The following is a 12,517-nucleotide window of genomic DNA, read 5'->3' as shown; positions in this document are numbered from 1 at the left end:
GCGCGGTTCCCCCTTCTCCCCTTGGGTGAGATGGGGGCCTCGCGAAGCGAGGTCGGATGAGGGGTGTTCCAGGGAACGCCGACGTCTCACTCCGCTGGAACACCCCTCATCCGTCTTGCCGCTTCGCGGCAATCCACCTTCTCCCACAGGGGGAGAAGGAAAAGGTCGCCGCTACTCCGCCTTCACCAGCACGGCGCTGTCAAACTCGATCACCTGGTCGCCTGCCGAGTCGAAACCCTCCGAGCGCAGCGCGAGCAGCCGCCAGCCGGGGCGAGTGGCGAGCTGGCGATGGGACAGGGCCGTGCGCATGAAGGTGACGGTTTCTCCGGCATAGACCGGCTTTGGCCATTTCAGGTTCCTGAAGCCGGGTGATGGGCCGAATTCGGGCACCGGGCCGGTGCCGGTCCACCCGGCATCCATGCGGGCCTGGACACTGAGTTTCATCCAGGTGGCGGCGGTGTGCCAGCCTGAGGCGCAGAGGCCGCCGAAAACGCTTTTCTTTGCTGCCTCTTCGTCGACATGAAAGAGCTGTGGATCGTATATGCGGGCGAATACCTTGATCGCCTCGGCCTCGAATGTGTGCGAGCCGAGATCGATGGTCTCGCCGATGCGGAAGAACGCGTCGAGGCTCATGCGCCGGCCTCGCGGGTCAGGAACATGATGGTGTTTTCGAGTTCGAAGACGCTCTCGCCACGCTGGTTGACCATTTCGCTGCGAAAGGTGACCAGACCGAGTTGGGGTCGTGACTTCGAAAGGCGCCTGGCGACCACACCAGTCCTGCCGGAAAGCGTGTCGCCGGCCAGCACCGGCTTCTTCCATTTGACCTGGTCGATGCCCGGCGCACCTTGCGCGGTCGAGTCGAGCAGGAAGGCGTCGCACAGCATGCGCATGAAGATCGCGCAGGTGTGCCAGCCGGAGGCGGCCAGCCCGCCAAGGATGCTGGCCTTGCCGGCTGCCTCGTCGAGATGCATCGGCTGAGGGTCGAACTCGGTGGCGAATTCGACGATTTCAGCTGCACTCACCTGCTTGGCGCCGAGGTCGATCGAGGCGCCCTCGGTGAAATCCTCGTAGGCCCAGCTTTTTGCCGTCATGATCCTAATCCGGTTCAAGGTTGTACGATCACCGGGCATCCGGATGCCGTCCGGGCGGCGTTTGGTCAAGCAATTTTCACTGATCCAGGCCCCGTCAGAGCCAGCCGCGGCGACGGAAATACCAGAAGGGCAGGATCGCCGACAGGATCATCAGGCCGATGGCGAAGGGATAGCCGAGCTCCCATTTCAGCTCCGGGATGACGTCGAAATTCATGCCGTAGATGGAGGCGACCAGCGTCGGCGGCAGGAAGATGACGGCGGCGACCGAGAAAATCTTGATGATGGCGTTCTGCTCGATCGAGATCATGCCCAGCGTCGCGTCGAGCAGGAACGAGATCTTCTGCGACAGGAAGGTGGCGTGGTCGGCGAGCGACAGCACGTCGCGCGACACGGTCTTGATGCGAGCGCGGACGTCCTTGCTCATCTTGATCTGGGTCGCGACATGGGCGAGGAAGCCGGAGAGGCGCTGGGTTGAGATCAGGCTGTCGCGGATCGAGGAGGCGATGTCCTCCTTGCGGCCGATGGCCTTCAGCAGCTCCTGGAAATCGCGGTTGCGCTTGTTCACCTTGGTCGAGCGCGCTTCGAAGATATCGCGCGAAATCGTCTCGATGTCGCGGCCGGCGCGTTCGAGAATGTCGGCGAGCCGATCGACGATCGCCTCCAGCAGACCGATCAGGATGGTGTTGCCGGTGGTGCAGCCGGTCGCCACTTTCTCGGCGCGCAGCGGAAAAGTCTTGAACGCCTTCGGCTCATGATAGCGGATGGTGACCAGTCTCGGTCCCGCAAGCACGAAAGTGACCGGTGACATCAGCGGATCATCGATCTCGGTCTGCGCCGGCAAAGTTGCGGTCATGAAATAGGCACCGTCCTCGATATAGAGGCGGCTCGAAATCTCGATCTCTTCCATCTCCTCACGGGTCGGAATAGCGACGCCGAGCCAGGTCTCGATCGTCGTTTCTTCTTCCTTGGTCGGATTCAGAAGGTCGGCCCAGACGACTTGGGCGCCATTCGTCAGGAGATCGTCAGTGGCGCGCAGGCGGTCATTGTCGACGACGAAGGCCTTGATCATCGCCGGTCTCCGTTGGTTGAGCCCAAGAGGTTTCGTTCGATAGCGATGGGTCTTGCGCGTGCGGCCGTTTCCCACGGAGACGGGCAGATTGCATGCAAACGGCCTTAGACCCGGTGCCAAGGGTAGTCAAGCGAAGCAGCATGCGGGCTCTTCCACTTGACGCAGCTGTGATCGGCCGCGGTCAGCGCGCCGGCCGCGAGATACCTCGGAGCCTCAAGTGTTGAACTTGAACAGCAGGACGTCGCCGTCCTGGACGACATATTCCTTGCCTTCGTCGCGCGCCTTGCCGGCTTCCTTGGCAGCCACTTCGCCGCCCAGCGTGATGTAGTCGTTATAGGCGATGGTCTGGGCACGGATGAAGCCGCGCTCGAAGTCGGTGTGGATGACGCCGGCGGCCTGCGGGGCCTTGTCGCCCTTGTGGATGGTCCAGGCGCGCGTCTCCTTCGGCCCGGCGGTGAAATAAGTGATGAGGTGCAACAGATCGTAGCCGGCGCGGATGACCTTATTGAGGCCCGGTTCGTCGAGCCCGAGCGAGGACAGGAATTCCATCTCTTCCTCGTCTGAGAGTTGCGCGACTTCGGCCTCGATCGCGGCCGAGATCACCACGGTGCCGGCGCCCTGCGCGGTGGCCATCTTTTCCGCGGCCTGGGTGTGCTCATTGCCGGTGGCGGCGTCGGCTTCGGCGACGTTGCAGACGTAGAGCACGGGATGCGAGGTCAAGAGGTTCAGCCCCTGCAGGATGCGCAGATCCTCCGCTGAAATCCCCTTGAGCAGGATGCGGGTCGGCTTGCCGGCCTGCAGCAATTCGAACGCAGCCTCCATCATCGGCAATAGGGTAGTGGCTTCCTTGTCCTTGCTGCCGGCGCGCTTGCGGATCTGCACGATGCGGCGCTCGAGGCTGTCGAGGTCGGCAAGCATCAGCTCGGTCTCGACGGTCTCGGCGTCGGCGACAGGGTCGATGCGGCCCTCGACATGGGTGATGTCGTCATCCTCGAAGCAGCGCAGCACGTGCACGATGGCGTCGACCTCGCGGATGTTGGCGAGGAACTGGTTGCCCAGCCCTTCGCCCTTGGAAGCGCCGCGCACCAGGCCGGCAATGTCGACGAAGGAGATGCGGGTCGGGATGATCTCCTTCGATTTGGCGACTGCCGCGATCTTCTGCAGACGCGGATCGGGCACCGCGACCTCGCCGGTGTTCGGTTCGATGGTGCAGAACGGATAATTGGCGGCCTGCGCCGCCGCCGTCCTGGTCAACGCGTTGAAAAGCGTCGACTTGCCGACGTTGGGCAAGCCAACGATGCCGCATTTGAAACCCATGTGTCCGGTCCTATCGGGAAATAGAAATTTGATGAGGGCTATGGGCGATAGGGGTGAGGAACGTCAAGCCCTGCGGTCCCGATAGCGTCGACGCTCAGTCCTTCTTGCCGAACAGTCTCTTCAGCATCGCCGCCATCGGTCCGCTTTCCGGCAGCTTGGCCGGCGCCTGCTGCGGCCGTGCCTGGCGGATGTGGCTCTGGGCTTTCGGGCCTTGCGCCTTTGGCGTCTTGGCCGGCGGGCGGTCGTCGTCGCCGGTCGGCACCAGCTTGTCGCGCAAGGCCAGCGTCACCCGGTTCATGAAGGAGCTGTCGTCGCCCTTGGCCAGCAACCCGGCATCGTCGGCAATGGTATCGAGCAGCACGTTCAGCCATTCGCGGTCGGCCTTGGCGAAATCGCCGAGCACATGGCCATGCACCATATCCCTCACGCCGGGGTGGCCGACGCCGATGCGCACGCGGCGAAAATTCTTGCCGACATGCTGGTCGAGCGAGCGGATACCATTATGGCCGCCGGCGCCGCCGGCGACCTTGACCCGCAATTTGCCGGCCGGCAGGTCGATTTCGTCATAAAAGACGGTGAGCGCCTCGGGGCCGAGCTTGTAGAAGCGCAAGGCTTCGCCGACCGCCTGTCCTGACAGGTTCATGAAGGTCTGTGGCTTGATCAGGAGGATCTTTTCGCCGGCAATCGTGCCTTCGGCGATCAGGCCCTGGAATTTCTTCGACCAGGGCGAAAAGGAATGGCGGCGGGCAATAGCGTCCGCCGCCATGAAGCCGACATTGTGCCGGTTATCAGCGTATTTCGCGCCCGGATTGCCGAGGCCTGCAAAGACAAGCATCGTGCGCTCCGGGCCCGAAAATTACTTCTCTTCGGCAGCAGGAGCCGCCGCTTCGGGGGCTGCCGCTTCCGCCGTCTCTTCCGCCTCCGGCTTCATCGCCGAGGAGCCGGCAATGGTCGCGATGGTGAAGTCGCGGTCGGAGATCACCGGCTTGACGCCGGCCGGCAGGGCTACCGCCGAGATGTGGATCGAATCGCCAATGTCGGCGCCGGTGAGATCGACGGTGATGAATTCCGGGATCGCATTGGCCGGGCAGTGGAACTCGACTTCGTGACGCACGATGTTGAGCACGCCGCCGCGCTTGATGCCGGGCGACTTGTCTTCATTGATGAAGTGGACAGGCACGTCGACATTGACCTCGGTGTCCTTGCCGATGCGCAGGAAGTCGACATGGACCGGGAAATCCTTGACCGGATCGAGCTGGAAATCCTTGGGCAGAACCTGGATCTTCTTGCCGTCGACGTCGATCGTGGCGATCGTGGTCAGGAACCCGCCGCCATGGATTTTGTAGAAGAGGTCCTTGTAGTTCAGCGCAATAGCCAGGGGAGGCTGCTTGTCGCCATAAATAACTGCAGGCACTTTACCGTTGCGGCGAACTGCACGGGCGGACCCCTTACCGACCTGTTCGCGCGCTTCGGCCTTGAGCTCGTAAGTATCGTGGCTCATGGCATTTCCTTTCGCGTGTTATGGAGCGTTTGCGGCGGGCAATCTGCCTGGACCGTAAACGTCGAAAGCCGCCAGGCCCGGATGTCCGAATGCGAGATGCCGCATACGCGGACCTTTATTCGGGATCACAAGGGAAGGCAGCCTTCCGCCGCGTTGCCTCCAAGGGTGTCTACGCGGGTGGCGGCTCTATAGCGGAAGGCGGCCGCAGGCGCAAGCGGTTGGTCTGGAAGGCTTTGAGGACATTTCCAATAGCGAAAGCATAGAGCCAAAAATCCCGTCTGTCCCGATGTCGGATCTGGCAGGCTTCAATCGTCCTATGGCGGTTGCCTCAACCAATCCGTGAGGATCCGATATGAAACTTCTGTTCAGCCGCAACCCCAATCCTCGCCTCGGGGTCGCGACGGCGCGTCATCTCAAGGCGGACGTTACGTTCGAATTCGCCTCACCCATGGCATCGGGGCAGGCCGAGCACTATCGCGAGCTCAACCCAAATCTGACCTTGCCGATATTGGTCGGCTCCGGATGGAGCCTGTGGGAGGCCGACGCCATCGCCTGCCGGCTCTCCCGCGAGGTGGGCTCAAATTTTTGGCGCGGCGGCGACGATGAGCCGGACATGATCCGATGGATAAGCTGGGGCAAGGACAATTTCATGAGAGGCTGCGACATGGTGCATTTCGAGCGCGGCACCAAGCAGCGTTGGGGGTTGGGTCCTATCGACCACGCCTTAGTCGAGGAGGGGTTCAGGGTTTTCCACGCGGCTGCCGCCATCCTCGACCCCGTGCTCGCGAAAAGGGAGTGGCTGGTCGGAAATTCTGTCTCCTACGCCGACTTTCGCATGGCGACGTTCCTGCCTTTCAACGATGCTGCCGGGCTACCGCTCGACGACTATCCGTCGATACGCCGCTGGAATGACCGCCTCGAGGCGATCGATGCATGGCGCGACCCTTTCGAGGAACTTGAGGCGCCACCATTGCCGCGCGTGAAGAGTTACATCTCCAACGATCGGCCCGGATCAGCGGACTGATCGGCACCCAGCGCCTCGCGCAAGGCCCAGACCTTTTGGGTGAGGGTATCGGATCTCAGCCAATATCATCTCCGAGCGTTCGATGAGCGTTTCACCCAGACAGTTGCATTGCGTGAGCAGCGCCCGGCGGCTGCGGTGAGATCGACCTTTACCTGGCGCTCGTCGGCATTGCCGCGCTCGCGGGTCACCAGATCCGCCGATTCCAGCGCCAACCGGCGCGCGATAGTGCTCACCGACATGGCGGGCAAGGGGCGGCCATAGCCTGCGTCGGGCGCCGCATAGTGCTCAGGCCGGCAGATTGTCGGGCGTTGGATTTGATCCATTGCCTTTGGCGCCAGCCAACGTGGACAGGGCGCTCAGCAGTTTCGTCCGGTCCTTGCCGATCATCAGCACGCCGCTGTCGGGCGCCAGCAGCGCCGAGAACGGCAGCATGGCGGCGCCGATCGAGGAGGCCTCTGGGCCGAATTGCCCAGGCACGATCTCGGGCGCCACGATGCCGATGGCGCTGGTCTGGTTGAACTGGGCCTGAACCCTCGCCAGCAGTTCGAGATGGATCGGCCGTGGCAGGATGCTGTCGAGAACAATGGCTTCGATGTCGATGATGGAGGTGATGGCGATGATCGCTTCGACCAGCGCGCTTGCACAATCGTCGATCCACTCGAACAAAGGCACTCGCGCCTCCGGCGGCAGCGGGTCGAGCTCCCGCACGCGATTGATCACCACGCCGCGCGACCTCAGATGATTGACCAGCACATAGATCGAGGCGCGATGCAGCAGGCTCTGGTAACGCGCCGGCTTGGCCGCCACCGAATCGAGGCTTGAGGGCGACACCGGCAAGGGCCCGAGTGCGGCGCTGTTGCCGTGCGGGCCGGTATGGACCTTGCCGCCTTGCACGAGGCCGCCGCCGACGAACGTGTCGATCGAAATGTGCATGAAGTCGCGAAAGCGTGCGCCGGCGCCCTGGACCAGTTCGGCCAGTGCCGCCGACGTGGCGTCGTTTTCCACGAACACCGGCGTCGTTGCTGGCGTGGCAAAGCATGTCGTCAGGTCGATCGCCTCCCAGCGGCTGCCGAGATCGTCGGGAAAGCCCAGCTCCTCGCTCCAGCCGCCGAGGAAATAGGGCGAGGCAATGCCGACGCCGACAATGCTTGCATCGCCAAGTCCGTCGACCAGTTTTTTGAACGTGGCCAACGCCATGTTGCCGGTCTTGAGCACCAGGTCGGGATCGGGAAAGCGGTATTCATGCGATTCGCGGGCGCGGATTTCGCCGGCGAAGTCGACCAGCACGGCTTCCAGCGCACGCCGGCCGATTTTGATGCCGACGCTGTAGATGCGCTCCGGTGTCAGCCGGTAAAGCGTGGAGGGTGATCCGCGCTGTCCGAACCTTTTTCCCACTTGCTTTACGAATCCTGAGGATTCCAACCCATCGACGATGGCCGCGACCGCTGCCGGCGTCAGACTGGCCGCGCGCGCCAGATCGGACTTGGACGCTTCCTTGAGGCGACGAATGGCGTCGAGCACGAAACGCTCATTATAGTGCCGAACTTTGACAGAATTGCTGCCTTTTCCCGACAAAACCCGCATCTCCCCAAAATGTCGCCGTTCCCGCCGCAAAGGGCGCAAACCACCTGCGGCCGAAGCATCCTGCGATGCCTGTGCGCGAGGCGACAGTGCGCGCCGGAACCATGGAAGTCAATTTTCCCGTTGCGCCTTTGTGCTATTTAATATAGCAAATTGAAAAAATAACTAGACCGGGAGGAGACGTGCTGCACTCGGGCACACAAAGCGAGGCCGACGCTGCTGCGGTGGTGCGGGTTGTTCCCGTTGCCCTGGTTCAGGCGACGAAGGCGTTCGGCGGCACGATTGCGCTCAAGGACGCATCCTTCGAGCTGCGCTCCGGCGAGGTGCTGGCGCTGCTTGGCGAAAACGGCGCCGGCAAGAGCACCTGCGTGAAGCTTTTGGCCGGCGTGCATTCTCCCACCAGCGGTCACGTCGAGGTTGACGGCAAGCCGGCGCTCTTCCACTCGCCGCATGACGCGCAAGCGGCCGGCATTGCGGTTATGCACCAGCATCCCGGCCTGTTTCCCGATCTTTCGGTGGCGGAGAACATCTATCTCGGCCACATGCCGCGCGACCGCTTCGGCGGCATCGACAACGCCGCCATGCTGGCCGGCGCGCGCAAGGTGCTGGCGACCGTCGGCCTGAGCGTGCCGGCGGCAACGCGGCTGGGAACACTGCGCACCTCCGAACAGCAGCTGGTCGAGATCGCCCGGGCGCTGTCGCTGGATGCGCGCGTGCTGATCATGGACGAGCCGACCGCCGCGCTGTCGCAGCGTGAGGTCGAGCGGCTCTTTGCCGTCGTTGCCCATCTCAGGCTGCACGCCGTGGCGATGATGTTCGTCGGCCACCGCATGGACGAAATCTTTCGCATCGCCGACCGTATCGCCGTGTTGCGCGACGGCCGCCTCATCGGCGTCAAGCCGAAGGCCGAGCTTGGCCGTGCCGCCGCCATCAGCATGATGGTCGGCCGTGAAGTCACCGATCTCTATCCCGAACGGCGCCATGCTTCGGGCGCGTTGGTGCTGGAGGCGAGGGGGCTTTCGCGCGCCGGCGGCTTTTCTGGCATCGATCTCAAGCTTCACGCTGGCGAAGTGCTGGGGCTTGGCGGGCTGGTCGGCAGCGGACGCACGGAGATTGCGCGCGTGCTGTTTGGCATCGACCGGCCGGATGCCGGCGAAATCCTGATCGACGGCAAGCCGGTGCAGTTCGCCTCGGCGCGCGACGCCATGGATGCGCGCATCGCTTATGTCTCGGAAGACCGCATGGGCCAGAGCCTGGTGATGGATTTCTCCATTCTCGACAATGCGGTGCTGCCGGTCCTCGACAAGGCAGCGCCTCGCGGCCTCTACGGCACCGATCGCGCAATCGATCTGGTGGTGGATTGGCTGAAGCGCATGAAATTGCGCTTTTCCGGCTACGGGCAGCCGGTCAAGGAACTGTCGGGCGGCAACCAACAGAAGGTGGTGCTGGCCAAATGGCTGCGCACCGAGCCGCGCGTCCTCATCCTCGATGAGCCGACGCAAGGCATCGATGTCGGCACCAAGGCGGAAGTGCATGCGATGATCGCCGACCTTGCCGCGCAAGGCATGGCTATCCTGCTGATCTCGTCCGAGATGCCCGAACTGATCGGTATGTGTGACCGCATCGTCGTGCTGCGCGAAGGTCATCAGACGGCGGAGTTCGTGCACGGGCAGGCCACCCAGGAAAAGGTGCTGGAAGCAGCGACCAAGACCGGTGAACGCGCCGGCCAGGCAGCGCAGTTGGAGCGTGCCGAGGAGGAAAAGGCAAAAGGACCGTTCGATTTTCTGAAGCGGCGGGAGTTCGGCCTGCTCGCGGCGATGCTGGCCGTCGCCATTCCGGTCACCATCATCAATCCGCGCATGGTGAGCGCGGCGAACCTGACCGCGGTGTCGATGGATGCCGCACTGCTGGTGGTGGCGGCACTCGCCCAGATGCTGGTGCTGATCACCCGCAACATCGATCTGTCGATCGCGGCGGTGATCGGCCTTTCCGCCTATATGGCGGCCAGCATGGTCCAAGCCTATCCAGGACTGGACATTGGTATCGGACTTGTCACCGCTTGCGCCGTCGGCGGCTTTGCCGGACTGCTTAACGGCCTTGTCGTGACAAGGGGAAAGATCCCGGCCATCGTTGTCACCCTGGCCTCGATGTCGATCTTTCGCGGCTTCAATTCGATCTGGGCGGCCGGCGACCAGGTCAGCGCCGACGAAGTCACGCAAGCCTGGCTCGACATGACTGGCCTGAAGATCGCCGGCGTTCCGCTGATCGTGGTCATCGCTATTGTCATCCTGTGCGCCGGCTATGTGCTGCTCTATCGCACGGCCATCGGCCGCGAGCTGTTTGCCACCGGTTCCAATCCGGATGGCGCAAGGCTGATCGGCATCCCTGTCGACCGCCGCATCCTGCTTGCCTTCGGCATGGCAGGCCTGCTCGGCGGCCTGTGCGGCGCGCTGTGGGCCTCGCGCTACGCTACCATCGATGCCCGCGTCGCGCTCGGCTTCGAGCTTACCGTGATCGCCTCGGCCGTGGTCGGCGGCGTCGCCATCCGTGGCGGTTCGGGCACGCTGCTCGGCATCATCCTTGGCGCGCTCACGCTTTTGGTCATCAAGAACGGGCTGACGCTGGTGCGTGTCGATCCGCTCTGGCTGCAGGGCGTCTACGGCCTGGTGATCCTGGTCGCCATCGGCATCGACACTTTCATCGTGCGGCGCGCCGAACAGGCAAGACAGGCGAGGGCGAGATGAGAAAATTCCTGCGCTCGATCGATTTCTGGGACCTGCTGCTGGCGACCGCCTGCCTCGCCGTCTTTCTCTACGCAGCGGTCTTCGTGCCGAATTTCGTCTCCGGCTTCAACCTCTCGCAGCTGGCGGCGAGCGCCTCGGAAAAGGCGTTGCTGATCCTGCCGATGACGCTGCTCATCATCACCCGCGAGATCGACCTGTCGATCGCCTCGGTGCTGGCGCTGGCCTCCGTGGTGTTCGGCCTGGCTGTCCAGGCGGGCGTGCCGACGCTGGCGGCCATTCCGCTGACGCTTGCCTTCGGCGGCCTGCTCGGTGCGTGCAACGGCTATCTCGTCTCGGGCCTGGGGCTGCAGTCGCTGGTGGTGACGCTCGGCACGATGGCGCTCTATCGCGGCATTGGCTACATCCTGCTCGGCACCGGTTCGGTCAACATATTGCCGCCCGCGGTCGTCGATTTCGGTATCAACAATCTGCCGGGCACCGAGATACCCTGGACCATCGTGCCGTTCCTGCTGCTGGCGCCGATCTTCGCGGCGGTGCTGCAGAAGACGCCGACCGGCAAGCGCATCTACGCGCTCGGCGGCAGCCCGGAAGTGGCCCGCTATTCCGGCATCAACACGCGCAAAATGGTGCTGAAACTGTTCGTCGTCTCCGGCGTCGTCGCGGCCATCGCTGGCATCGTCTATACCGCGCGCCTTTCCAATGCCCGCGCCAACAATGCGCTCGGCATGGAGCTCGACGTCATCACCATCGTGCTGCTCGGCGGCGTCAGTGTCTTTGGCGGCAAGGGGCGGCTCACCGGCGTCATGCTGGCGCTGCTCTTGATTGCCATCATCCGCAACGTTCTGGCGCTCAACCAGATCGGCGGCGACGCGCAAGGCATGATCATCGGCCTGCTTCTGATCGGATCGCTGCTGGTCGGCAATTACTGGCGCTCCCTGGAGGAGCGGCTGTCGAGATCGCGCGTCCTGCGCGAAACCAAGGGGTAATCTCGGGCCCCTTACTTCAAGCCCGAATTCTGACGGAGGAGACACAATGAAAGCGTTTAGATTAGCCCTGCTCGCATCCGCAGTTCTGCTTGCGCCAGCATCGCTGGCTTACAGCCAGGAATGCTCCAAGGAACCGGTAACCGTCGGCTTCCTGCCCAAACTCGATACCGATCCCTACTTCAAGGTCGCTTTTGGAGGCGCCGAAGAGGCGGCGAAGGAAATTGGCGGCACCGCTACACAGGTCGCCCCATCGCAAGCCACGGCCGAGGCACAGATCGAATTCATCAACAGCCTCGTGTCACAGAAGGTAGGGGTCATCGCGATTGCCGGCAACGACGCCAATGCCGTTGCGCCTGCACTGAAGCGGGCCGTTCAGCAGGGCGTCAGGGTGATCTCGTATGACTCCGACGTGGCGGCCGATGCCCGTGCGGTCTTCGTGAACCAGGTGAAAGGCGACAGTCTCGCCGAAATGATGCTGGAAAGCGCATTCGACCTCAGCGGCGGTGAAGGCGAATTCGCGATCCTGTCGTCGACGCCGACGGCGACCAACCAGAACGCCTGGATCGACTTCATGAAGGCGAAGATGGCGGCAGAGCCGAAATTCGCCAAGATGAAGCTGGTGCAGGTCGCCTATGGCGAGGAGAGCGAGCAGGTCAACCAGCAACAGGCGTTGGCGCTGGTGCAGGCGTTTCCGGATCTCAAGGTGATCATCGTTCCGGCAGGCATCGGCCTTCCGGCGGCTGCGCGTGCACTCGAGGAAGCCGGCATGATCGGCAAGGTCAAGCTGACAGGGCTGGCGCCGGCCACTCTGATCTCGAAATACATCAAGGACGGCACCGCGCAGGATATCTGGTGGAATGTCACCGATCTTGGCTATCTTACCTATCAGACGGCCCAGGCGTTGGCGCAGTGCAAGATCACCGGCAAGGAAGGTGAGAAGTTCACGGTAGGCAGGTTGGGCGAATACACGATAGGCACCAGCGGCGAACTGATCCTCGGCCCGGCCAAGATCGTGACGCCGGAAAACCTGGCCGAGTTCAAGTTCTAGAGCATGATGCCGAAAAGTGTGAAGCGGTTTTCGGACGACATCATGCTCTATCTCTTTGATTTAGAGACGGATTCAGATTTCAGGTCGAACAGACCTGAAATCATCCGGCTCTAGGCCTCCCAAGGCCAGGCGGGGGGGGGGGGGGGGGGCGCGCGG

Annotated in this window: 12 protein-coding genes; 4 read left to right on the top strand and 8 right to left on the bottom strand. The window is 63.0% G+C overall.

What is annotated here, in order from left to right; genetic code table 11:
- Nucleotides 1-171 precede the first annotated feature (171 nt).
- The 6 genes from FJV77_RS31895 to FJV77_RS31870 form a co-directional block, all read right to left on the bottom strand.
- Nucleotides 172-633 (bottom strand): MaoC family dehydratase, encoded by a 462-nt coding sequence (locus FJV77_RS31895; protein WP_142870302.1) that lies wholly within the window; start codon nucleotides 631-633, stop codon nucleotides 172-174.
- Nucleotides 630-1,091 carry a MaoC family dehydratase gene (locus tag FJV77_RS31890; protein ID WP_142870301.1) on the bottom strand — a complete coding sequence of 154 codons (462 nt, stop codon included), beginning with the start codon at nucleotides 1,089-1,091 and terminating at the stop codon, nucleotides 630-632. Before FJV77_RS31890 ends, FJV77_RS31895 begins: the two co-directional genes overlap by 4 nt.
- Before the next feature lie 94 nt (nucleotides 1,092-1,185).
- Nucleotides 1,186-2,160, bottom strand: a complete 975-nt coding sequence (gene corA, locus FJV77_RS31885; RefSeq protein ID WP_142870300.1) for a magnesium/cobalt transporter CorA — start codon at nucleotides 2,158-2,160, stop codon at nucleotides 1,186-1,188.
- Between the two features lie 213 nt (nucleotides 2,161-2,373).
- Nucleotides 2,374-3,477 carry a redox-regulated ATPase YchF gene (gene ychF / locus FJV77_RS31880; protein ID WP_142870299.1) on the bottom strand — a complete coding sequence of 368 codons (1,104 nt, stop codon included), beginning with the start codon at nucleotides 3,475-3,477 and terminating at the stop codon, nucleotides 2,374-2,376.
- A 94-nt stretch (nucleotides 3,478-3,571) separates the two neighbouring features.
- Nucleotides 3,572-4,312: an aminoacyl-tRNA hydrolase gene (pth, locus tag FJV77_RS31875; protein WP_142870298.1), complete on the bottom strand. Its 741-nt coding sequence runs from the start codon at nucleotides 4,310-4,312 to the stop codon at nucleotides 3,572-3,574.
- Nucleotides 4,313-4,333: 21 nt separating this feature from the next.
- Nucleotides 4,334-4,978 (bottom strand): 50S ribosomal protein L25/general stress protein Ctc, encoded by a 645-nt coding sequence (locus FJV77_RS31870; protein WP_142870297.1) that lies wholly within the window; start codon nucleotides 4,976-4,978, stop codon nucleotides 4,334-4,336.
- A 352-nt stretch (nucleotides 4,979-5,330) separates the two neighbouring features.
- On the opposite strand from FJV77_RS31870, the gene FJV77_RS31865 reads away from it, so the two are divergent.
- A complete protein-coding gene (locus tag FJV77_RS31865) occupies nucleotides 5,331-6,002 on the top strand; it encodes a glutathione S-transferase family protein (protein ID WP_142870296.1) in 672 nt (223 codons plus the stop codon).
- Nucleotides 6,003-6,067: 65 nt separating this feature from the next.
- Here FJV77_RS31865 and FJV77_RS31860 read toward each other — a convergent pair whose 3' ends face one another.
- The gene (locus FJV77_RS31860; RefSeq protein WP_142870295.1) at nucleotides 6,068-6,325 is read right to left on the bottom strand and encodes a hypothetical protein; all 258 of its coding nucleotides are present in this window, start codon (nucleotides 6,323-6,325) and stop codon (nucleotides 6,068-6,070) included.
- The gene (locus tag FJV77_RS31855; RefSeq protein WP_246691447.1) at nucleotides 6,288-7,523 is read right to left on the bottom strand and encodes an ROK family transcriptional regulator; all 1,236 of its coding nucleotides are present in this window, start codon (nucleotides 7,521-7,523) and stop codon (nucleotides 6,288-6,290) included. The genes FJV77_RS31860 and FJV77_RS31855 overlap by 38 nt, the downstream gene beginning before the upstream one ends.
- Before the next feature lie 242 nt (nucleotides 7,524-7,765).
- Here FJV77_RS31855 and FJV77_RS31850 point away from each other — a divergent pair, with 242 nt between their 5' ends.
- The 3 genes from FJV77_RS31850 to FJV77_RS31840 are packed head-to-tail and all read left to right on the top strand — an operon-like array spanning nucleotide 7,766 to nucleotide 12,361.
- Entirely contained in the window at nucleotides 7,766-10,327 is a 2,562-nt protein-coding gene (locus FJV77_RS31850) for an ATP-binding cassette domain-containing protein (RefSeq protein ID WP_142870293.1), read from the top strand.
- On the top strand, nucleotides 10,324-11,313 hold the full coding sequence (locus FJV77_RS31845) for an ABC transporter permease (RefSeq protein WP_142870292.1): 990 nt from the start codon (nucleotides 10,324-10,326) through the stop codon (nucleotides 11,311-11,313). The genes FJV77_RS31850 and FJV77_RS31845 overlap by 4 nt, the downstream gene beginning before the upstream one ends.
- A 46-nt stretch (nucleotides 11,314-11,359) precedes the next feature.
- A complete protein-coding gene (locus FJV77_RS31840; RefSeq protein WP_142870291.1) occupies nucleotides 11,360-12,361 on the top strand; it encodes a rhamnose ABC transporter substrate-binding protein in 1,002 nt (333 codons plus the stop codon).
- Nucleotides 12,362-12,517 lie beyond the last annotated feature (156 nt).

It is taken from the genome of Mesorhizobium sp. WSM4306, assembly GCF_007003975.1.
In the GTDB taxonomy this organism is placed as follows: domain Bacteria; phylum Pseudomonadota; class Alphaproteobacteria; order Rhizobiales; family Rhizobiaceae; genus Mesorhizobium.
Note: the sequence above shows the minus strand (reverse complement) of the source record. Positions and strands in the feature narration are given on the sequence as shown.